The sequence below is a fragment of the Bradyrhizobium sp. AUGA SZCCT0169 genome, from assembly GCF_018130085.1.
GTDB lineage: Bacteria > Pseudomonadota > Alphaproteobacteria > Rhizobiales > Xanthobacteraceae > Bradyrhizobium.
On the sequence record NZ_JAFCMC010000015.1, the window covers coordinates 125,436 to 146,623 of the forward strand.

Genomic DNA, 21,188 nt, shown 5'->3' on the forward strand with positions numbered 1-21,188 from the left:
ATCAAGCGGGCAGGGCGCAATCCATCCATTCCGCGCGGACAGTCGCGTCGGGCTCGCCGGCTGCTGCGCGGTTCGCCACTGCGGCAAAGGCTTCCGGTGCCATCAGCTGCGACAGCGCCCAGGCCGCCGCGCCCCGCACCAGCGCGCTTTCGTCGTCAAGCAATCGTTCCGCCTCATGTGCCAGTGACGCATCGCCGGAGTTGCCGACTGCAATCAGCACATTGCGAATGAAGCGGTCGCGCCCGATGCGCTTGACCGGCGATTTCGCAAACAGCGCGCGAAACGCGCCGTCGTCGAGCCGGGCCAATTCCGAAAGTGACGGTGCGCGCAATTCCGTGCGGGCGGCCAGTCTTGTTTCGCGCCCTTGTTGCGCGAACTTGTTCCACGGGCATATGGCGAGGCAATCGTCGCAGCCATAGATGCGGTTGCCGATCGCCTTGCGGAATTCGCGCGGGATCGGGCCCTTGTTTTCGATCGTGAGATAGGAAATGCAGCGGCGCGCATCGAGCTTGTAGGGCGCCGGGAATGCCGCGGTCGGGCAGATGTCCTGGCACGCGCGGCAGGAACCGCAACGATCGGCGTCCGCCTCGTCGCGCGGCAGGTCGGTGGCGGTGTAGATCGCGCCGAGAAACAGCCATGACCCAAACTCGCGCGACACCAGATTGGTGTGCTTGCCCTGCCAGCCCAATCCAGCCGCCTGCGCCAGCGGTTTTTCCATCACGGCCGCGGTATCGACGAACACCTTGACTTCGTCGCCCGACATCGCGACCAGCCATCGCGCCAGCGCCTTGAGGCGCTTCTTGATCAAATCGTGATAGTCGTCACCTTGGGCATAGACCGAGATCGCACCGCGCGTGCGCTTTTCGAGAATGTGCAGCGGATTTTCATCCGGCCCGTAATTGACGCCGAGCATGATTACCGAGCGCACGCCGGGCCACAGCACGCGCGGATCGGTGCGGCGCTCCGGGCTGGCGGCGAGCCAGTCCATGTCGCCATGGGCGCCGGTCTGAAGGAACTCATGAAAATGTTTCCCGGCCTGAACGATCGCTTCAGGACCGGTGACGCCGATGCCATCGAAGCCGAGCGCGCGCGCTTCATGCGCCAGCGCGGCCTTGAGATCTTCGCCGGAGAGTCTGGCCTTGTTCAGAAGTCGAGGTCCACGTAGCTCTGCGACGCCGGCACGCCGGCCAGCCATTCGCTCAGCAACGGACGGAACGACGGGCGGGATTTCACCCGCGCGTACCACGCCTTTGCCGCGTCGTCCTCGCTCCATGGCACATCGCCCAGATAATCGATCGCCGAAAGGTGCGCCGCGGCGGCGAGGTCCGCGTAGGTCAGCCGGTCGCCGGCAAGGAAGTTCCGCGTCTGCGCCAGCCAGCCGATATAGGCCAGATGATAGCGCACATTGACCTTGGCCGCGCGGATCACGTCGGCCGCCGGGGCGCCGCCGCCATTCTCCTCGCTCATGAAGCGCTTGTAGATGCGCTCGGTCACCAGCGGATTGGAGGCCTCCTCGAAAAATTTTTCGTTGAACCACGCCATCAGCCGGCGCACCTCGATGCGCTCGCCCATCGAGACCGGCAGCATGCGCCGCTCGTCGGCACTGGGGCCATGCACCTCATCGAGATATTCGGCGATGATGCCGACGCCGGGTATCGCGGGATAACCTTCGGCAATCAGGACCGGCGTGGTGCCCGCGGGGTTGAGCGCGAGAAACGCCTCGCGACGTTCCCAGACCCGTTCTTCCACCAGGCGCAGATCGAGGCCGTGTTCGCCGAGGATCAGGCGAATGAAACGCGAATGCGGGCAGAACGGATGATGGTGCAGCGTGTACATGAAGTCCTTGAATCGGAAGCCCTTGGAGTTGGAAGTCCTTGGAATTGGAAGTCCTTGGATCAGGAATCCTCGGGGTTAGTTCGCGGCGCTTAAAAAACCCTCAATCTCTTCAAGGCCGCGTCAGTCGAACGGAGCCACTAGACCCTATTCGGGTCCCGATTGAAATCAGAAGGGAGGCCGCAATCACTTGTTTCGGCGCGTTTTCCTCACGCAGATTGCTACGCGATCCGGTGTCGGTTCGCTCGAAACGCTATAGCCGAGCCTGCATACGAGGCAACCGGTGTTTGCTGTTTTTTTGCGATTGCGAGATGGGTTTGAATAGGCGAGAAGGGCCCGGCTTTTTCGGCTGATTTCGATCGGAACGGACCCAATCATGATGTCAGATGCAGTGCGGGCGGTGATTCTCGGCATCGTCGAGGGTGTGACGGAATTCATACCGGTTTCCTCGACCGGCCATCTGCTGCTGGCGCAACGCTTCTTTGGCCTCGGTGAGGGCAATTTCTGGCAGAGTTTTGTCGTGCTGATTCAGCTCGGCGCGATTCTTGCGATCGTGGTGCTCTATTTCACCAAATTGTGGCGGGTCGCACTCGGGATGTTCTCCAACCCCGACGACCGGCGCTTCGTCATCGGCGTGCTGGTGGCGTTCCTGCCGGCTGTCATCGTCGGCCTGGTTGCCGGCAAATACATCAAGGAACTTTTGTTCAATCCGTGGGTGGTTTGTTTCTCGCTGATCGTGGGTGGCGCAATCCTGATCTGGGTCGATCAGCTCGAGCTCAAACCGCGCGAGTTCGACGCCACGCGGTTCCCGCTGATGATGTATCTGTGGATCGGCATCGCGCAGTGCGTGGCGATGATTCCCGGCGTGTCGCGCTCCGGCGCCAGCATTGTGGCTTCGATGCTGCTCGGCTCGGACAAGCGGTCGGCCGCGGAATTCTCATTCTTCCTGGCGATCCCGACCATGATCGGCGCGTTCGCGTATGACTTCTACAAGAACCGCGGCGAGATGACGACCGATCACATCGGCGTCGTCGCCATCGGCTTCGTGGTTTCCTTCATCACCGCGATGATCGTGGTGAAGACGTTTTTGACCTACGTCACGCGCCACGGCTTTACGTTTTTCGCGTGGTGGCGCGTGATCGCCGGCACGGTCGGCCTGATCGCGCTGGCGCTGGGACGGTAGGTCCTGCAGAATCGTAGGATGGGTTGAGCTCTTGCGAAACCCATCACCTTTGCCGACCAATTGATGGGTTTCGCGAAGAGCTCAACCCATCCTACGAATCGAGGCGGTTGCTTACACGGCCTTCCGCTGGAACTGGCCTGCGGCGCGGAAGCGCCAGAGATATTGCGGGGCGATCGCTTCCATCGAATCGGGTGCGATGCCGAGTCCTTCCAGCGTCAGCCCTGCGGCCTTCGCCGCATCCGACACCACATTGTCGGAGCGCAGCATGGCGACCTGATCCGGCGTCAGTTTCAGCGCGCCCGGTGCGAATTGCAGGAACAGTGCGTTCAGCTTCGCCAGGCCGAACGGCAGCGAAACCAGCGCGCGGTTACGTTCGGTGATGATAAGAATGATTTCCATGATCTCGCGCATGGTCAGCACTTCCGGCCCGCCGAGCTCATAGGTCGCGCCTGGCTTTGCCTTGCCATCGACGGCCTCCGCGACCGCGGTCGCGACGTCGCCGACATAGGCCGGCTGCATCCTCGTCTCGCCACCGCCGATCAGCGGCAGCGCCGGCGACATCCGCGCGAGCGCGGCAAAACGGTTGGTAAATTGATCCTCCGGGCCAAACATCAGCGACGGCCGCAGGATGGTGGCGGAAGGCACGGCTGCCAGCACGGCCTGTTCGCCGGCGGCCTTGGAGCGGCCATAGCCCGACGGCGAGTTCTCGTCGGCGCCGATCGCGGATACATGCACCATCCGCCCGCCGGCGGCGGCGACGGCCGTGGCGATCGTTGCCGGGCCCTTGGCCTGCACGGCGTCAAAGGACTGCGCGCCGCCCTCGGCCAGGATGCCGACCAGGTTGATCGCGATCTGGGAATCCCGCATGGCGGCCTCGACCGAGGCCGGATAGCGCAAATTGGCCTGCACGGCGTGGATCTGGCCGACCCTGCCAAGCGGCTGCAGATGCCCGGCCAGCTCCGGCCGCCGCACCGCCACCCGGATGCGATAATCGCGCTTGGCCAGCGCCCGGACCACGTTTCGCCCCAGAAAGCCCGATCCGCCGAAGATCGTGACGAGCGTTTCCTGGTTCGATGCCATCGGGTCCATTGCCGGGTCCATTCCTGCGGTCAAATTCGAGAGCTAATGGGGATATTTAGCGGATTCGCGATACGCCAACCCGCCGCCGCTGTACAGCATATTTGCACACCGCCCGGAAAAGTGGGCTCCGGTTTTCCGGAAGGGCGATGGGCCAAAAATTTATAGCCCAGCCCGCAATTCATCAATTTGACAAGCTCGCGACTGATCCTTACTAACCCGCCCGGGCCCAGGTGGTGGAATTGGTAGACGCGCTGGCTTCAGGTGCCAGTGGCTTAACGGCCGTGAAGGTTCGAGTCCTTTCCTGGGCACCATTTGCCCATGCCCATGATGACGCTGAAAGGCGGGCTGACCGGCCTGCAGACCGGTCCCAAAACCGCATGCCCGTTGCCGCGGCTGGCGGAACGCTCAAACCTCAGACCATGTGCTTGGCGGCCTGACCCGCGACCGACTTCTGCACGAAATACATCATGATCAGCGACAGGATCGAGGTTGCGACCACGACGTAGCCCAGCCAGTCGAAATGCCGGAGCGTACCGTCCGGGTTTTGCGCGATGATCGCGGCGGCGAACACCGATCCGAGCCCGCCGGAGAGTTGTTGCAGCGAAGCGCTGACCGCGCTGAACGAACCGCGCTGGCTGGCGTCGGGTATCGCTGAAATCAGCGCCTGCGACGGGATCATGCGCGAAAAGATGCCGACGAACATCAGGACGTTGACGATGATGGCGGTCGTCAGACTGACGTGGCCGAGATGCGTGTAGATCAGCACCATGACCACCGAAACGGCGCTGCCGAACATAAAGGTCGGGAATTTTCCGAAAGTATCGCTCGCCCGTCCGACCAGCGGCCCGATGAAAATGCTGAAAACGCCGGAAACGAGATAGATGGTCGGAAGATGCAGGATGTCGATGCCGAGATTGTGCACGGTGAAGGCGCTGCCGAACGGCATCAGCATGAAGCCGCCGGTCGACAGCAGCGTCGTCACCGCAAAGGCCAGCGTATAGCGCGGCTGCCCGATGGTCGCGATCAGGTGCCGGAACGCGTTCCTGTCCTGCTTTAGTCGCAGATGCGCGTTCACGGGCTGCATCACGAGCAGGATCGCAGCTATCGCGACGATCGACAGGCCGACGATCGCACCGAAAGAGACGTGCCAGCTCCAGTGGTTGGCGAGAAAAAGTCCGGCCGGAATGCCGAGCACCTGGCTGGCGGCGAAGGCCGTTTGCACGAAACCCATCACACGGCCGCGCTGGTGCAGCGGAAACAGATCGGTGATGATGGCGAGCACCACCGAGCCGATCACGCCGGCGAACAGTCCGGTCACGATCCGGCCGAGCAGAAGCAAATGATAGTTCGGCGCCAGCGCGCACAGCAGCGTTCCCAACGTAAAGCCAAGGTAGAAAAACAGCAGCAGGCGCTTGCGATCGAATCGATCGGCAAAGCCGGCCGCAAGGATGCCTGAAATGCCGGCGCTGAATGCGTAGACCGAAACCGCCACGCCGAATTGCCCGGCTGTAATATCCAGCGCGGGCATCAGGATGGCGCCGAGCGGCGACATGATGATGAAGTCGAGAATGATCGTGAACTGCGCGAACGCCAGCAGCGCAATGAGGAACGACTGGTAGCGCGAAAAGCCGCGCTCCTGCTCCGGTTGTTGCTCGGTTGGCGCTGCCGCGATCGGTTCGGTCATGACATTCTCTCGTCGGGAGCGATGCCGTGCGGCGCGCCGCACGGACGCCGCATGGCCGGAAAACATATGAGCTGGGACAGATCGATTCACACGGACGGCGCGGGCCGAGGCGGGCGGCGATGATCAAGCGCCGAAATCGGGCGAGAGGTTGTCGAAGGCGATGCAACGTATCGAAAGATGGCTACGAAAGTAAAAAATCGCGTCGGCTCTCGCGAGGATGTGATGAGAGACTCCAGCGCGGCGCGGGTGTATCGCTGCGTTCAGCGCGGCCAGCTCTCGTGCCGAATAGCGGCAGGAAAAACCTACTTCGCCTTGCCCTTCGGATTCTTGGCTGTTTCCTTGGCCCTGATCCGCACATGCCCGCTATCGATCCTTTCAACGTCGAAGGCATCCGTCTTGCGGACCAGATCGATGAGTTTGCTATGACCGTATGAGCGCTGGTCGAAATCAGAGAACAGGTTTGAAAGTTGCGTGCCCACCTGCCCCAGCGAAACCCATCCGTCCTCGCCCTCGATCTGCGAGATGGCCTTTTTCAATATTGGAATCGCAGCACTCCGAGGCTGGAGGGAAACCGGCTTGGACGGCGTCTCCGCGTTGGAGGCCGCCTGCGCCGCCGGCAAAAGATTCTCGGTGTAAATAAACCTGCGGCACGCCTGCCTGAAACTCTCCGGCGTCTTCTGGGCGCCAAAGCCGTAGACGTCGGCGCCTTGCTCGCGCATGCGAGAGGCAAGGCGCGTAAAATCGCTGTCCGATGACACCAGGCAAAAGCCGTCGAACCGTCCGCTGTGCAAGAGGTCCATGGCGTCGATGACCAGCGCGATGTCAGATGCGTTCTTGCCCTTGGTGTAGGCAAATTGCTGGTAGGGATCGATGGCGTGCTTTTGCAGGATCTCGGACCATGACTTGAGGTGCGGCCCGGAAAAATCACCATAGATGCGGCGGACGCTGGCCTCGCCGAATTTCGCGACTTCCTCGAACAAGCCGCCGGCAATCAGCGGCGAGGTGTTGTCGGCATCGATCAGCACGGCAAAACGAGGCAAGCGCTGCTGTTCGGCTTTCATTGGTGCACCCCTTTGTGGTCGCGGCCATATTGACGCAACTCCGCCGATTCTGGAAAAGGCCCCTAAAGTAGCGTGATTTGGGCCCGCCGGACCCTCGTTTGGCGGCGATTTCGACGTTACCTTAGGACTTTAGGCTCTGCCGATTCGAAGAGGTTCCCAACACCATGACCATCCGCCTGCATCGCGGCGATCTGCCGGATCTTTCCCGCTACACGGATTCGGTTGCGATCGACACCGAGACCATGGGGCTCAATCCGCACCGCGACCGGCTTTGCGTGGTGCAGATGTCGAATGGCGACGGCACCGCCGACGTGATCCAGATCCCGAAGGACCACAGCGACGCGCCGAACCTGAAGGCGCTGCTCGCCAATCCCAAGGTCATCAAGATCTTCCACTTCGCCCGCTTCGATCTGGCCGCCCTCTACAATGCCTTCGGCGTGATGCCGCAGCCGGTCTACTGCACCAAGATCGCCTCGCGGCTGAGCCGCACCTATACCGACCGGCATGGCCTGAAGGATCTGGTGCGCGAGGTGCTCAATATCGACCTGTCGAAGCAGCAGCAGTCGAGCGACTGGGGCTCGGCCAGCCTCAGCGAGGCGCAGCTCGCCTATGCGGCCTCCGACGTGCTGCATCTGCATGGCCTGCGTGAACGGCTCAACGCCATGCTGGCGCGCGAGGGGCGCACCGAACTGGCGCAGGCCTGTTTCGATTTCCTGCCGACCCGGGCCAGGCTCGACCTCGGCGGCTGGGAGGCCGAGGATATTTTCGCCCATTCCTGAACCGGGGCGATTTGAAGCAGCCCCAGGGGGCATTCAGGGCCGCCTGGGGGGTGTTTACGCCCCGTTTCGGTCACACTGGTAAAGCGAGGTCCGGGCTGCATCCTAAGGCAATCCCGGCTACAATGGCGGGCTAACCTCGCTCTGGAGCAGCGGTGAACTCGTCACAGAACCCAGCCTACGTCGCCGGAATGGAGGCGCGCTTTGCCAGCGCGGCGCGCCACAGCCGGATGGTACGGATGCTGCGGATCGCGGTGCCGTCGGCGGTGGTGCTGGCGATGGCGAGCATCGTTGCCGTGTCGATCTTCAATCCGTTCCGGATGCTGTTGCCGAAGCTCCCGGTCGACATCGGTAATCTGGTTGTTTCCGGCACCAAGATTACGATGGAATCGCCGCATCTCGCCGGCTTTTCGACCGACCAGCGGCCGTACGAAGTCTGGGCCAAGGCCGCGATCCAGGATCTGACCGATCCCGACCACATGGAACTCAGGGCGCCGCGCGCCAAGGTGATGCTGGAAGACAAGAGCACGGTGACGATGGACGCCCGCACCGGCTATTACGACAGCAAGCAGCAACTGCTCGATCTGCGCAAGGATATCTTCCTGCAATCCTCCACCGGCTATGAAGCCCGCCTGTCGCAGGCCTATATCGACATCAACAAGGGCACGGTAACCTCGGATGAACATGTCGATGTCAAGCTGCTGAACGGAACGCTCGTCGCCGACAGGCTCAAAATCCTCAACAGCGGCGAGGTGGTGCGGTTCGAAGGCAATGTCGTGATGAATTTGGACAAACTGGGTGATGACGTTGCGCCCGCTCAGCCTGCGCCAGCGCCCGAACCCGTTGCTCCAGCGCCGAAGACGCGATCCGTCTCCGGCAAATCTTCCAACGCGAAATGATTTTCATGAAGCTGTTTTTCCCGCGCAGTCTGGCCACGGCGGCGTTCGCGCTCGCGCTGATCGGCCCCGGCGCGGCTTTGGCGCAAGGCGCGGTGTCGGGCGTGCCCAATGCGATGCAGGGCTTCTCGCAGAATCGCGATCAGCCGATTCAGATCGAGGCGGCGTCGCTGGAGATGCGCGACAAGCAAAAGGAAGCCACCTTCGCCGGCAACGTGAAGGTCGTGCAGGGCGACACCACCATGACCTCGAAGACACTGGTGGTGTTTTACGATTCGGGTCCGGCCGCGCCGGCGCCTGCTGCCGCCAAGGGATCGAAATCCGCCCCGATGCAGGCGGCAAGCCCGGGGCCCGGCGGCAGCTCCTCGATCCGCCGGCTGGAAGCCAAGGGCAAAGTCGTCGTCACGCAGAAAGACCAGGTGGTGACCGGCGAGACCGCTATCTTCGACACCAGGGCTAACCTCATCACCATGACGGGCGGCGTGGTGCTCACCCAGTGCAAAAACGTGCTCCAGGGCGACCGCCTGAAGGTGGACATGACCACCGGCGTGTCGCGGGTCGAATCCGACAGCGGCCAGGTGCGGGGCCTGTTCGACCAGGGGTCCCAAGGCTGCGGATCGGCGCCGGCGCCGGCACCGGGCGGCGCGAAGCCGGGCCTGCCTATGCTGCTTCCTGGGAAAAAATAAGACAAATCAAAGTCTTAATTATTATGTTGGGCTCTCACGGTTGAAGCCGGGGTTCCGAGGCTGTATCTACTGGGCGGGCGCGGCAAGGTGTTCCACTGGGCACGGAACATCCATTCATTCATGCTTTGCGGGCGGATCGATTCGCAGGCGGGTGTCGCGGGATCACCGTGAAAGGCTAAGCGAAGCGGGATGGTGGATTTACTCGGCATGTTCCGTCGACGCCCCGCAAAACGCGGGCCGGCAGGATTTGCGCGTTCGCGCGAGGACATCACTGCGCTCGGCGATTCCTTTGGCGACATGCTGACGAACCCGGTGCGCGATGCGCCGCCGATGGCACGTGCCGTCCCGCTGACCGGACTGGAATTGCCCCAGCCGCCGGAGCATGCGGTGGAGCCGCCATACGAGGAACCGCGCCCGCGCGCGCAGGCCCCCAGAACCCAGGCCCCCAAGAACCAATCCAGGACCAATGGCGCGGCTGCGGCCCGTCTGATCCAGCGGCCGGGCTACCTGGCCGTGCATAGCGTGGAAAAAAGCTTTGGCACCCGCAAGGTCGTGCGCGGCGTCAACATCTATGTTCGCCGCGGTGAGGCGGTGGGTTTGCTCGGGCCGAACGGCGCCGGCAAGACCACGGTGTTCTACATGATCACCGGGCTGATCAAGGCCGACCGCGGCACCATCGAACTCGACGGCCATGACGTGACCAAGCTGCCGATGTATCAGCGCGCGCGGCTCGGCATCGGCTATCTGCCGCAGGAAGCGTCGATCTTCCGCGGCCTCACGGTGGAACAGAATATTCGCGCGGTGCTCGAGGTGGTCGAACCTTCGCGGAAAAAGCGCGAGGCCGAGCTCGATGCGCTGCTCGATGAATTCAATATCGCGCGCCTGCGCAAATCGCCGTCGATCGCGCTGTCCGGCGGTGAGCGCCGCCGCGTCGAGATCGCGCGCGCGCTGGCGACGCGTCCGAACTACATGCTGCTCGACGAGCCGTTCGCCGGCATCGATCCGATCGCCGTCGGCGACATTCAGGATCTGGTCCGCCACCTCACCAATCGCGGCATCGGCGTCTTGATCACCGACCACAACGTGCGTGAAACGCTCGGCCTGACCGACCGCGCCTACATCGTCTATGCCGGGGAAATCTTGACGGAGGGCAGTCCGGACGACATCGTCAACGATCCGGATGTACGCCGTCTTTACCTTGGCGAGGAATTCCGCCTCTAGCCCATTTTTAGCAGACGTCAAGCCGTGTACATCAGCTTTGGACTAGGATAAGCAAGAATCGGACCAACTTTCAGTGGATCGGTTCTCGCCTCCATGGCCCTGACGCAGAGACTAGAATTCCGCCAGTCGCAGTCGCTGGTGATGACGCCGCAGCTGATGCAGGCGATCAAGCTGCTGCAGCTGTCGAATCTCGACCTCTCGGCCTTCGTCGAGGAGGAGCTGGAGCGTAATCCGCTGCTGGAGCGGGCCAGCGACGGTCCTGAAGCGCCGGTCAGGGGCGAGCCGGTCCCGGAACAGGCTGAATTCTCCAATTCCGGTGATTCCCAGAGCTATGGCGACGAGGGCGGCGCCGAGCCGGGCGAGATGGCCGGCTCTGCCGGCGACAATTTTGAGCCCGGCCAGTTCGAAGCCGGCCAGGAAGACTGGCTGAACCGCGACCTCGGCAGCCGCACAGAAATTGAGCAGACGCTGGATACCCCGCTCGACAACGTCTTTACCGAAGAGCCGGCGGAAGCCGCGGCCCGTGCGGCGCAGGATGCCGCGCCCACCGCCTACACCGAGTGGGGCGGCGGTGCGTCGAACGACGACGATTACAATCTGGAAGCCTTTGTCGCCGCCGAAATCACCCTCGGCAGCCATCTTGCCGAACAACTGGCGGTGGCTTTCCCCGGTCCGGTGCAGCGCATGATCGGACAATATCTGATCGATCTGGTCGACGATGCCGGTTACCTGCCGCAGGACCTCGGGCAGGCCGCCGAACGGCTCGGCGCCGCGCAAGCCGATGTCGATGCGGTTCTTGCGGTGCTGCAGAAGTTCGATCCGCCCGGCGTTTGCGCGCGCAATTTGAGCGAATGCCTCGCGATCCAGCTCCGCGAACTCGACCGCTACGACCCCGCGATGCAGGCGCTGGTCGAACACCTGGATTTGCTGGCCAAGCGCGACATCGCGTCTTTGCGAAAATTGTGCGGTGTCGACGACGAGGACATCACCGACATGATCGGCGAGATCCGCCGGCTCGATCCCAAGCCCGGCCTGAAGTTCGGCTCGGCGCGCACCCAGACCATGGTGCCGGATGTCTATGTGCGGCCGGGCCCGGACGGCGGCTGGCATGTCGAACTCAACAGCGACACGTTGCCGCGTGTGCTGGTCAATCAGGTCTATTACACCGAGCTGTCGAAGACGATCCGCAAGGACGGCGACAAATCCTACTTCACCGACTGCCTGCAGAATGCGACGTGGCTGGTCCGCGCGCTCGATCAGCGCGCCCGCACCATCCTGAAGGTCGCGACCGAAATCGTGCGCCAGCAGGACGGTTTCTTCACCCATGGCGTGGCGCATCTTCGGCCGCTGAACCTCAAGGCGGTGGCGGACGCGATCCAGATGCATGAATCGACAGTGTCACGGGTTACCGCCAACAAATACATGGCGACCAATCGCGGCAGCTTTGAACTAAAGTATTTCTTCACCGCCTCGATCGCTTCGGCCGACGGCGGCGAGGCCCATTCGGCCGAAGCGGTCCGCCACCACATCAAGCAATTGATCGACGCGGAAGCCCCGGCCGCGATCCTCTCCGACGATACGATCGTGGAACGATTGCGCGAGTCGGGCATTGATATTGCCCGCCGCACCGTCGCGAAGTACCGCGAAGCGATGCGAATCCCTTCCTCGGTGCAGCGCCGCCGTGACAAACAAAGCATGCTCGGTAACGCACTTTCAGCCCCGGCCACTTCCTCCGACCGGTCCCGTGATACGGCGCCGGCCTGATTGCGTTCGCGTCAAATCGCGATAGTGTCGGTTTCCCGACAGAGTGAACGAGGCATCAAGCGAGGCATCAAATGACCCTTCGAATCTCCGGGAAAAGCATCAGCGTCGGCGAAGCGCTTCGTTCGCGCGTCAGCGAGCGCACCGATGAGGTCCTGCGAAAATATTTCGACGGCAATTATTCCGGCCACATCACGCTGAGCAAGGATGGCTTCGGCTTCCGTACCGATTGTTCGCTGCACCTCGATTCCGGCATTACGTTGGAAGCCGATTCGAACGCCACCGACGCCTATGCCAGCGCCGACCAGGCGTTGGTGATGATCGAGAAACGCCTGCGTCGCTACAAGAGCCGGCTGAAGGACCGTTCGGCCCGCAAGACCTACGCGGCTTCAGCGGCGCTCGCGGAGTTGAACGGCGGGGGTCTCGACGCGCCGAGCTACATCATCGAGGCCCCGGAGGGCGACGACGAGGTCTCTGAATACAGCCCCGTCATCATCGCGGAGGCGACCAAGTCGCTGAAGCGGCTGTCGGTCAGCGAAGCTGTCATGGAGCTTGATCTGACCGGGGCGGCCTGCATCGTGTTTCAGCACGGCTCGAGCGGCCGGGTGAACATCATTTACCGGCGCACGGACGGCAATGTCGGGTGGGTCGATCCCCCGGCGGTTACCCCCTGACAACTATGGCTGACAGCATTGACGCCCAAAGCGCCCCTCCCTATGGTCCGCCGCCCTTTAAGGATAGCGCGCGGGAACTCGCCCGTGGGAGTTGGCACCGGTCATGCGTTGGAGTAGAAGCCGACCAATCGGGACCCGGGCCTAAGCCCGCCTCCCACCTCATCTTCTCGACGCCCAATTCTTGAAGCTGAAGTTCTCGAACCTATTTCGCACCCTGACGGCTTAATTCACCTCGGAACGCCCCATGACGATTACCGATCTGGTCGCACCCGAGGCGATACTCCCCGCGTTGAAAGTCATCAGCAAGAAGCAGGCGTTGCAGGAACTTGCGGCGCGGGCGGCGACCCTGACCGGGCAGAACGAGCGCGCGGTCTTCGAAGTGCTGCTGCAGCGCGAAAAACTGGGGACCACCGCCGTCGGCTACGGCGTTGCTATACCGCACGGCAAGCTGCCCAAGCTCGAAAAGCTGTTCGGGTTTTTCGCCCGGCTTGAACGCCCGATCGATTTCGAAGCGATGGATGGCCAGCCGGTCGACCTGGTATTCCTGCTGCTGGCGCCGGAAGGGGCCGGCGCCGATCATTTGAAGGCGCTGGCGCGGATTGCCCGCCTGCTGCGCGATCAGGACGTCGCCAAGAAACTGCGCGCCTCGCGCGACGCCCAGGCGATCTACTCGGTGCTGGCGCTGCCGCCGGCGAGCGCGGCGTAACACACTCATTCCCGAACTGACGCTGGCGAATTGCGCCGGCCAAAAAACTACGCGGGCCGTTCCCCGATCCGAGAAACATGCCCGCGTATTGCGAACTCTCATCGCGGTCTACGCGACCGCTACCAAGCCTGCGCCAGCGACAGCAGCAAACGCTGCGTCAGTTGATACCGACAAGCGTCGGATCAGGCTGACACCGGCAAGCCGGTTCAGTGCACGCTGACGGCCTGCAATTCGTTGCTCCATGCATTGGCGACCGCTGCCTCGCGGCTGTCGGTCAGCATGATCGGGGTACCGTCGGCGGCATGCAGCGCGAACAGTTTCAGTCCTGGCGCGATCTTCGGCGCCTGTGGAAACAGCCCGGGCACGTCCTCGGAACGGACTTGCTTTACGTAGGCGATATGGCCCTCACCAAGATGGGCCAGCGCCTCAACGGAAACCTTTTCAGTTTCGAACGTCACACTCACATCACTCATGGTCTCGACTCCTCTATGAGACTAAGCGGTCGAGTCCGCTCCTCGTTCCATTATTCGTGCTCATTGATAGCAATTGTCTTAATGACCCTTTCAGGTTCCGGCCTGGCAAGGTCGATCGACAACAGCCCGTTTTTCAGATCCGCGCCCAGCACCTGCATCCCCTCCGCCAGCACGAAGGTGCGCTGGAAGTGGCGCGCGGCGATGCCGCGATGGATGTATTGCCGGGCCTTGTCGTCCTGCTGACGGCCCCGGATCACCAGCTGGTTTTCCTCAATGGTCACATCGAGTTGGTCACGGGTAAACCCGGCGACCGCCAGCGTGATGCGCAAGCGTTCGGGTTGCCCATTGCTGCGGTCGCAGCGCTCGATGTTGTAGGGAGGATAGCCGTCGGCGCCTTTGACGACGCGATCGAGCGCACGCTCAATTTCGTCGAACCCAAGCAGGAACGGACTGGATAACGATGGAACACGAGACATTACAAAGTCCTCTCGAAGCGACTTTGAGGGGCCCTTGCGGCACCCCATTCGACCGGCCGGCGGGTTTGCTGACCGGTCAAACAGCAATATGGGGGTGATTTGGGGAGGGTTCAAGCCGCTCCAGGCGCTGCGTAAATCGGCCGCGCCGCCCTGTTTTCACGTCATTCCGGGGCGGTCCAAAGGACCGAACCCGGAATCTCGAGATTCCGGGTCTGGTGCTAGCGCACCATCCCGGAATGACGGGATCAATCACCCACGCGCTTGCGGCCATCGGCGGTAAACAGATGCAGTTTGTCTGGTGGCGCCACCGCCCTGATTCGCTCGCCGATGGCGGGGCCGATGGCCCCGGGAATCCGAACGATCACCTCGCCGGGCGGCAGTTCGCCGGGGTTGGCAGCCACCGCCTGCGTCTCGTGTTGTCGGGCGCCGTAGATAAAGGTTTCCGCCCCCACGTGCTCGATCGCCTCGACGGTGAGGCCAAGTGCCACACCGCCGCCGACGGCCTCATTTGAGATGACGAAGTCTTCGGGACGGATTCCGAGGATGCTGGCCTCGTTGAGGCGGCTGTCGCCTGCCAGTTGCGATTTGAGTTCATCGGACCGCAGCGGCATCAGGTTCATCGGTGGCGCGCCGATGAAGGAGGCGACGAAGGTGGTCGCGGGCTTCTGATAGATGTCGAGCGGATTGCCGATCTGCTCGACCTCGCCGGCATTCATCACCACCAGGATGTCGGCCAGCGTCATCGCCTCGAGCTGGTCGTGGGTGACGTAAATCGCCGTCGTGGAGAGCCGGCGCTGCAGTTTGCGGATTTCGACGCGCATCGCGATGCGCAGCTTGGCGTCGAGGTTCGACAGCGGCTCGTCAAACAGAAACACTTTCGGTTGCCGCACGATCGCGCGCCCCATCGCCACACGCTGGCGCTGGCCGCCGGACAATTGCCGCGGCTTGCGGTCGAGCATCGTGACGAGTTCGAGGATGCGCGCGGCTTCCTCGACGCGAGTCTTGATCTCGGGCTCGGGCATGCCGCGGTTGCGCAGGCCGTAGGCCATGTTGTTGTAGACGCTCATATGCGGGTAGAGCGCGTAGTTCTGGAACACCATCGCGATGTCGCGGTCGGCCGGCTCGATCTGGTTGACGATACGGCCGCCGATATCGATCTCGCCGCCGGTGATCGTCTCGAGCCCCGCGACCATCCGCAGCAGCGTGGACTTGCCGCAGCCGGAAGGGCCGACCAGCACGCAGAACTGGCCGTCGCCGACGTCAAATTCGATGCCCTTGATGGCTTCAAAGCCACCGGCATAGGTCTTGCGGACGTTGCGGAGGGTGACGCCGGCCATTGAGTTACCTTTGTTGGGGGCGAGTGGCGAATGGCGAGTAGCAAATAGGGAAGCGCAAAGTTACGCGCTCATAGCCTGACGTTCCATTCGCCATTCGCCACTCGCGATTCGCCACTCGCCCCTTCACTTTTCTGTTTCCACCAGTCCGCGCACGAACAGGCGCTGCATGAACACGACCACCGCGACCGGCGGCAGCATCGCGAGGATGGCGGTCGCCATCGCTAGTTGCCATTCGGCCAACTCGTCGGTCGTGTACAGCATCTTCTTGATGCCGGTGACGATGGTCTGCATCGAATCCTGCGTGGTGATCAGCAGCGGCCACAGATACTGGTTCCAGCCATAGATGAACTGGATCACGAACAGCGCCGCGATCGTCGTTACCGACAGCGGAAGCAGCGTATCCCAGAAGAAGCGGAACGGACCCGCACCGTCGATCCGCGATGCTTCCAGCAATTCCTCAGGAACCGTCATGAAGAACTGCCGGAACAGCAGCGTTCCGGTGGCAGAAGCGATCAGCGGCATGATCAGTCCCGCATAGGTGTCGAGCATCTTGAGATCGGCGACCACCTTGTAGGTCGGATAGATGCGCACCTCGACCGGCAGCATCAGCGTGACAAAGATGATCCAGAATGCGGTCTTGCGGAACGGGAAGCGGAAATACACCACGGCGTAGGCCGACAAGATCGAGATGAAGATCTTGCCGACGGCAATGCCGATCGCCGAGATGAAGGAGTTGATCAGCATGTGCGCGACCGGCTCGCGGCTGGTCCGCGATCCGCCGACGAATATCGCGCGGTAGTAGTTTTCCAGCGCCTGGCTGCCGGGCGTCAGCGGCATGCTGCCGCCGACCACGGTCGCGGCGTCGTGGGTGGATGCGATCAGCGCCAGATAGACTGGAAAGGCGACGATGAAGACGCCGAGCGTCAGGATCGCGTAGGCGATGATGTCGTTGAGCGGGCGGTGCTCGACCATCAGTACTGCACCTTGCGCTCGACATATTTGAACTGGACCGCGGTGAGCGCGATCACGATCACCATCAGCACCACCGACTGCGCGGCCGAGCCGCCGAGATCGCCGCCGAGCCGTCCGTCGGCATAGACCTTGTAGACCATCGTGGTGGTGGCGCCGGCCGGGCCGCCGCCGGTGACGGCATCGATGATGCCGAAGGTATCGAAGAAGACGTAGACGACGTTGACGACCAGAAGGAAGAACGTGGTCGGCGACAGCAGCGGGAAGACGATGGTCCAGAACCGCCGCATCGGACCCGCGCCGTCGATCGCGCCGGCTTCCAGCACGCTCTTGGGGATCGATTGCAGGCCGGCCAGGAAGAACAGGAAATTGTAGGAGATCTGCTTCCACACCGCGGCCATCACCACCAGGGTCATGGCGTGGTTGCCGTTGAGCAGCGGATTCCAGTCGAAATTCATCCAGCGCAGCGGCCGCGCCAGCGTGCCGAGCGAGGGATGGAACATGAAAATCCACAGCACGCCGGCGACCGCGGGGGCCACCGCATAGGGCCAGATCATCAGCGTCTTGTAGGTGCCCGCGGCTTTCAGGTTCTTGTCGGCCTGGGTTGCGAACAACAGCGCAATGGAAAGCGACAACGCCGCGACCAGCGACGAGAAGATCAGCGTCGTCAGCATCGACTTGTAATATTCAGGCTGGGCGAACAGCGACTGGTAATTTTCCAGTCCGACGAATTCGGACGTCAGACCAAACGCGTCCTCGCGCTTGAAGGATTGCAAGACCGCCTGGCTCGCCGGCCAGTAGAAGAATACGAATGTAATGATGAGCTGCGGCACCAACAGCAGATACGGCAACAGCTTGTTGTTGAAGACGACGGACTTTTCCATTCAGGACGCTGTGATGCCAGAGGTGCTCCCTCTCCGGATAGCGGAGAGGGAGTCTTCGCCGTTGCTATTTGGCCGTCTTTTCGAACGTCCGCAACATGGCATTGCCGCGCGCCACGGCCGCGTCGAGTGCTTCCTGCGCGGTCTTCTTGCCCGCGAGGGCTGCCTCGATCTCCTCGGACCAAAGTTCGCGCATCTGCACCATGTTGCCGAAGCGCAGGCCGCGCGAGTTCTCGGTCGGCTCCTTGTTGGTGAGTTCTTTCAGCGGCGTCTGCAGAACGGGGTTTTTTTCGTAGAAGCCATCCGCCTTGGTTTTTTCGTAGGCGGCCTTGGTGATCGGCAGGTAGCCGGACTTCTGATGCAGGTCGGCCTGACGGTTGGTGTCGGACAGGAAGGTGAAGAACTTGGCGACCCCCTTGTACTCTTCAGGCTTCTTGCCGCCCATCACCCACAGCGAAGCGCCGCCGATGATCGAGTTCTGCGGAGCGCCCGCGGCGTCGGGATAATAGGGCATCGGCGCCGAGGTGAAGTCGAATTTGGCGGTGCTTTTCGCGGTCCCGTAATAGCCCGAAGACGTCAGGAAAATCGCGCACTCGCCCGAAGCGAACCGGGCTTCGCCGCCGTTGGCACGGCCGGCATAATCGTAGGTTTTGTCTTTCTGCAGGTCGATCAGGTTCTGCAGGTGCTTGACATGCAGCGGCGAGTTGAACTTCAGCTCGGTGTCGAAACCGTCGAGCCCGTTTGCCTTGGTGCCGATCGGCACGTTATGCCAGGCGGAAAATTGCTCGATATGGACCCATGACGCCCAGGCATTGGAAAAGCCGCAGGTCTCATGACCGGCCGCCTTCAGTTTCTTGGCGGCGGCGAACACTTCCGGCCAGGTTTTCGGGATCTCGGCGATACCGGCCTTCTTCAGCTCATCATTGTTGATCCACATCACCGTCGATGACGAGTTGAAGGGAAACGACAGCATGTCTCCCTTGGAGGTCGAGTAGTAGCCCGTGATGGTTGGCAGGTAGGCCTTGGGATCGAACGGTTCTCCCGCGTCCTTCATCAGCTGATAGACCGGCTTGATGGCGCCGGTGGCGCTCATCATGGTCGCGGTGCCGACCTCGAACACCTGCATGATATGCGGTGCGGTGCCGGCGCGGAACGCGGCAATGCCGGCGTTCATGGTGTCGGCATAGCTGCCCTTGAAGGACGGCGTCACCTTATAGTCCGATTGGCTGGCGTTGAAGTCCGCGGCGAGCTTGTTGACGACGTCGTTGTTGGCGCCGGTCATGGCGTGCCACCACTGCAGCTCGGTCACGGCGTGGGCAGGCGAGGCGAGCGCAAGCGCGACGGTCACTGTCGCAGCCGCGCCGAATTGTCTAAAAGCCATGTAATTCCTCCAGGTTGGGTCGTCATCTTCGTTTCGCGCGATAGCAGCGCCGGATGACGTACAAATGACCGTATAAGCGAAAGCAGCGTATGGGGGAAGCGGGCGCCAAGGGAAGCCGGAAAATAGGCGGAGGCGGCTTGTTAGTTATCTCGTCGTCCCGGACAAGTGAGCGCAGCGAACGCGATCCGGGACCCATACGCCGCGGCGCGGATTTGACGGGCAGTATCAGCCGCCTTTGTTCACCGATGGGACAACGCGGTATGGGTCCCGGCCTTCGCCGGGACGACAATAGGGTTGTTACCGCTTCCGCTCCGACCCGCACACCACGCCCTTGGCGACCATCGCCTCGACCTCGCTCTTGGAATAGCCGAACTCGCCCAGCACCTCGGCGGAGTGCTGGCTGAATTTCGGTGGGGTCCGGCGCAGGCTCGGTTTGGTTCGCTCCAGGCGGATCGGCGAGGCGACGCCCTTGTACCAGTCCTTCTCGATGACATCGCCGCGGTGAAGCGTGTGGGCGGCGGTCAGCGCCTGGTCGATCGACTGGACCGGACCGGCCGGCAGGCCAGCCGCGAGCAGGCGGTCGCACAGCGGCGCGGCATCGTGCTGGCTGAACACCGCGGCGAGTTCGGCGCGCAGCGCATCGCGGTTGGCGATGCGGTCCTTGTTGCGGGCAAAGCGCGGATCGGTGCCGAGTTCGGGCTTGCCGATTTCCTTGGCGAGCTTGCGGAAGGTGCCGTCATTGCCGACGCCGATGAAGATGTTGTCGGTGCGGGTCGGAAAGATCGCGTAAGGCACGAGGTTGGGATGCTCGTTGCCGGTGAGACTCGGCGGCTTGCCATGCATGAAGTAGTTCGCGGTGTGCGGATGCATGATCGCGAGGCCGGTTTCATACAGCGTGGTCTCGAGGAACTGGCCGAGGCCCGAGCGCTGCCGCTCCGACAGCGCCATCAGGATGCCGATCGCGGCATAAAGCCCGGTGGTGATGTCGACCAGCGGAACGCCGATCCGCATCGGGCCGCTTTGCGGCGAACCGGTTGCGGCGATCATGCCGGTCATGGCCTGGATGATCGCGTCATAGCCCGGATTGCCGCCGCGCGGGCCGTCGCCGCCAAAGCCGGAAATCCGGCAATGCACGAGCTTTGGGAATTTCGCGCGCAGCACGTCGTTGCCGATGCCCCATTTGTCGAGCGTGCCCGGCTTGAAATTCTCGATCAGGACGTCGGCGGTCTCCAGCATCTTCAACAACACGGCGCGGCCGCCCTCGGAGGCGAGGTCAAGGCCGATCGAACGCTTGTTGCGGTTGATGCCGACAAAATAGGCCGCGTCCTCCTCATGGAACGGAGGACCCCAGTCGCGCACCTCGTCACCGGCGGGCGGCTCGACCTTGATCACGTCGGCGCCGTGGTCGGCGAGGATCTGCGTGCAATAGGGGCCGCCGAGCACGCGCGTGAGATCGATCACGCGCAGGCCGGTCATCGCGCCGGGAGCCGGAGAACTCATGGAAAGAACCTTCGCTCATGTAATGGAATTCCTGAGCTAGCGGTCTTCGGGCGCGGCGGCAATGCCCGCGCGCGCACAGGCGCATGCGGAGACAGAAGGCGCGCGAAAACGGCCCGCGGCTTGTTGCAGCGGGCCGTTCGACGCGGTCGTTACACCACGGTCAGACGCACATCCACATTGCCGCGGGTGGCGTTGGAATACGGGCAAACCTGGTGGGCCTTCTGGACCAGTGCTTCGGCGTCGGCGCGGGCAAGGCCGGGCAGGGAAACGGCGAGGTCGATATCAAGGCCGAAGCCGCCTTCCGAGCGCGGGCCGATGCCGACGGTGGAGGTCACGGAGGCGTCCGCGGGCACCTTCACGCCGCCGCCCTGAGCCGCAACCGCCTTCATCGCGCCGATGAAACAGGCGGCATAGCCGGCCGCAAACAGCTGTTCGGGATTGTTGCCGGCGCCGCCGCCGCCTCCGAGCTCCTTCGGGGTCGCAAGCTTGACGCTGAAGGCGCCGTCAGCCGTCGAGGCGATACCGTCGCGCCCGCCGGTGGCCGTTGCGGTGGTCTTGTAGAGGACTTTCACGGACATGTTGGTCTCCCTTGGGTTTGGTTTTCGATGGT

Annotated in this window: 21 protein-coding genes and 1 tRNA gene; 9 read left to right on the forward strand and 13 right to left on the reverse strand. The window is 62.6% G+C overall.

The window, feature by feature from the left end:
- Position 1: 1 nt before the first annotated feature.
- Positions 2-1,195, reverse strand: a complete 1,194-nt coding sequence (gene queG, locus JQ609_RS18995; RefSeq protein WP_212274524.1) for a tRNA epoxyqueuosine(34) reductase QueG — start codon at positions 1,193-1,195, stop codon at positions 2-4.
- Positions 1,144-1,836, reverse strand: coding sequence for a glutathione S-transferase family protein (locus JQ609_RS19000; RefSeq protein ID WP_211995356.1), 693 nt, complete (start codon positions 1,834-1,836; stop codon positions 1,144-1,146). The genes queG and JQ609_RS19000 overlap by 52 nt, the downstream gene beginning before the upstream one ends.
- Positions 1,837-2,209: 373 nt before the next feature.
- On the opposite strand from JQ609_RS19000, the gene JQ609_RS19005 reads away from it, so the two are divergent.
- Positions 2,210-3,016, forward strand: a complete 807-nt coding sequence (locus JQ609_RS19005) for an undecaprenyl-diphosphate phosphatase (protein ID WP_212207532.1) — start codon at positions 2,210-2,212, stop codon at positions 3,014-3,016.
- 111 nt (positions 3,017-3,127) lie between these two features.
- Here the strand turns inward: JQ609_RS19005 and JQ609_RS19010 are convergent, their stop codons facing one another.
- A complete protein-coding gene (locus JQ609_RS19010) occupies positions 3,128-4,096 on the reverse strand; it encodes a complex I NDUFA9 subunit family protein (protein ID WP_212274541.1) in 969 nt (322 codons plus the stop codon).
- 224 nt (positions 4,097-4,320) lie between these two features.
- Here JQ609_RS19010 and JQ609_RS19015 point away from each other — a divergent pair.
- Positions 4,321-4,407, forward strand: a tRNA-Leu gene (locus JQ609_RS19015).
- Positions 4,408-4,508: 101 nt separating this feature from the next.
- Here the strand turns inward: JQ609_RS19015 and JQ609_RS19020 are convergent.
- Positions 4,509-5,780 (reverse strand): MFS transporter, encoded by a 1,272-nt coding sequence (locus tag JQ609_RS19020; protein ID WP_212274525.1) that lies wholly within the window; start codon positions 5,778-5,780, stop codon positions 4,509-4,511.
- Positions 5,781-6,082: 302 nt separating this feature from the next.
- A complete protein-coding gene (locus tag JQ609_RS19025; RefSeq protein WP_212207446.1) occupies positions 6,083-6,841 on the reverse strand; it encodes an NYN domain-containing protein in 759 nt (252 codons plus the stop codon).
- Between the two features lie 164 nt (positions 6,842-7,005).
- Between JQ609_RS19025 and JQ609_RS19030 the strand changes: the two genes are divergently transcribed.
- The 7 genes from JQ609_RS19030 to ptsN all read left to right on the forward strand — a co-directional run bounded on the left by JQ609_RS19030 (position 7,006) and on the right by ptsN (position 13,561).
- A complete protein-coding gene (locus tag JQ609_RS19030) occupies positions 7,006-7,620 on the forward strand; it encodes a ribonuclease D (protein WP_212207445.1) in 615 nt (204 codons plus the stop codon).
- Positions 7,621-7,772: 152 nt separating this feature from the next.
- A complete protein-coding gene (gene lptC / locus JQ609_RS19035; RefSeq protein ID WP_212207444.1) occupies positions 7,773-8,516 on the forward strand; it encodes an LPS export ABC transporter periplasmic protein LptC in 744 nt (247 codons plus the stop codon).
- A complete protein-coding gene (locus JQ609_RS19040; RefSeq protein WP_212274526.1) occupies positions 8,513-9,199 on the forward strand; it encodes an LptA/OstA family protein in 687 nt (228 codons plus the stop codon). Before lptC ends, JQ609_RS19040 begins: the two co-directional genes overlap by 4 nt.
- A 189-nt stretch (positions 9,200-9,388) precedes the next feature.
- Positions 9,389-10,420: an LPS export ABC transporter ATP-binding protein gene (gene lptB / locus JQ609_RS19045; protein ID WP_212274527.1), complete on the forward strand. Its 1,032-nt coding sequence runs from the start codon at positions 9,389-9,391 to the stop codon at positions 10,418-10,420.
- A 93-nt stretch (positions 10,421-10,513) separates the two neighbouring features.
- Positions 10,514-12,184, forward strand: a complete 1,671-nt coding sequence (rpoN, locus tag JQ609_RS19050; RefSeq protein ID WP_212274528.1) for an RNA polymerase factor sigma-54 — start codon at positions 10,514-10,516, stop codon at positions 12,182-12,184.
- Positions 12,185-12,255: 71 nt separating this feature from the next.
- Complete coding sequence (gene hpf, locus JQ609_RS19055; RefSeq protein ID WP_192736213.1) at positions 12,256-12,855, forward strand: ribosome hibernation-promoting factor, HPF/YfiA family; 600 nt, start codon at positions 12,256-12,258, stop codon at positions 12,853-12,855.
- 244 nt (positions 12,856-13,099) lie between these two features.
- On the forward strand, positions 13,100-13,561 hold the full coding sequence (gene ptsN / locus JQ609_RS19060) for a PTS IIA-like nitrogen regulatory protein PtsN (protein ID WP_192736214.1): 462 nt from the start codon (positions 13,100-13,102) through the stop codon (positions 13,559-13,561).
- A 206-nt stretch (positions 13,562-13,767) separates the two neighbouring features.
- Here the strand turns inward: ptsN and JQ609_RS19065 are convergent, their stop codons facing one another.
- From JQ609_RS19065 to JQ609_RS19100, 8 genes are all read right to left on the reverse strand, one after another.
- Complete coding sequence (locus JQ609_RS19065; protein ID WP_192736215.1) at positions 13,768-14,034, reverse strand: DUF1150 domain-containing protein; 267 nt, start codon at positions 14,032-14,034, stop codon at positions 13,768-13,770.
- Positions 14,035-14,084: 50 nt separating this feature from the next.
- Entirely contained in the window at positions 14,085-14,510 is a 426-nt protein-coding gene (locus tag JQ609_RS19070) for an Hsp20 family protein (RefSeq protein WP_024584318.1), read from the reverse strand.
- A 245-nt stretch (positions 14,511-14,755) separates the two neighbouring features.
- Complete coding sequence (locus JQ609_RS19075; protein WP_212274529.1) at positions 14,756-15,847, reverse strand: sn-glycerol-3-phosphate import ATP-binding protein UgpC; 1,092 nt, start codon at positions 15,845-15,847, stop codon at positions 14,756-14,758.
- A 123-nt stretch (positions 15,848-15,970) separates the two neighbouring features.
- Complete coding sequence (gene ugpE / locus JQ609_RS19080; RefSeq protein WP_212207439.1) at positions 15,971-16,819, reverse strand: sn-glycerol-3-phosphate ABC transporter permease UgpE; 849 nt, start codon at positions 16,817-16,819, stop codon at positions 15,971-15,973.
- Positions 16,819-17,700, reverse strand: a complete 882-nt coding sequence (gene ugpA / locus JQ609_RS19085; protein ID WP_212274530.1) for a sn-glycerol-3-phosphate ABC transporter permease UgpA — start codon at positions 17,698-17,700, stop codon at positions 16,819-16,821. Before ugpA ends, ugpE begins: the two co-directional genes overlap by 1 nt.
- A 64-nt stretch (positions 17,701-17,764) precedes the next feature.
- The gene (gene ugpB / locus JQ609_RS19090) at positions 17,765-19,078 is read right to left on the reverse strand and encodes a sn-glycerol-3-phosphate ABC transporter substrate-binding protein UgpB (protein WP_212207437.1); all 1,314 of its coding nucleotides are present in this window, start codon (positions 19,076-19,078) and stop codon (positions 17,765-17,767) included.
- Positions 19,079-19,375: 297 nt separating this feature from the next.
- Positions 19,376-20,578, reverse strand: a complete 1,203-nt coding sequence (locus JQ609_RS19095) for a CaiB/BaiF CoA-transferase family protein (protein ID WP_212207436.1) — start codon at positions 20,576-20,578, stop codon at positions 19,376-19,378.
- A gap of 149 nt (positions 20,579-20,727) precedes the next feature.
- Entirely contained in the window at positions 20,728-21,156 is a 429-nt protein-coding gene (locus JQ609_RS19100) for an organic hydroperoxide resistance protein (protein ID WP_212274531.1), read from the reverse strand.
- Between the last annotated feature and the right edge of the window lie 32 nt (positions 21,157-21,188).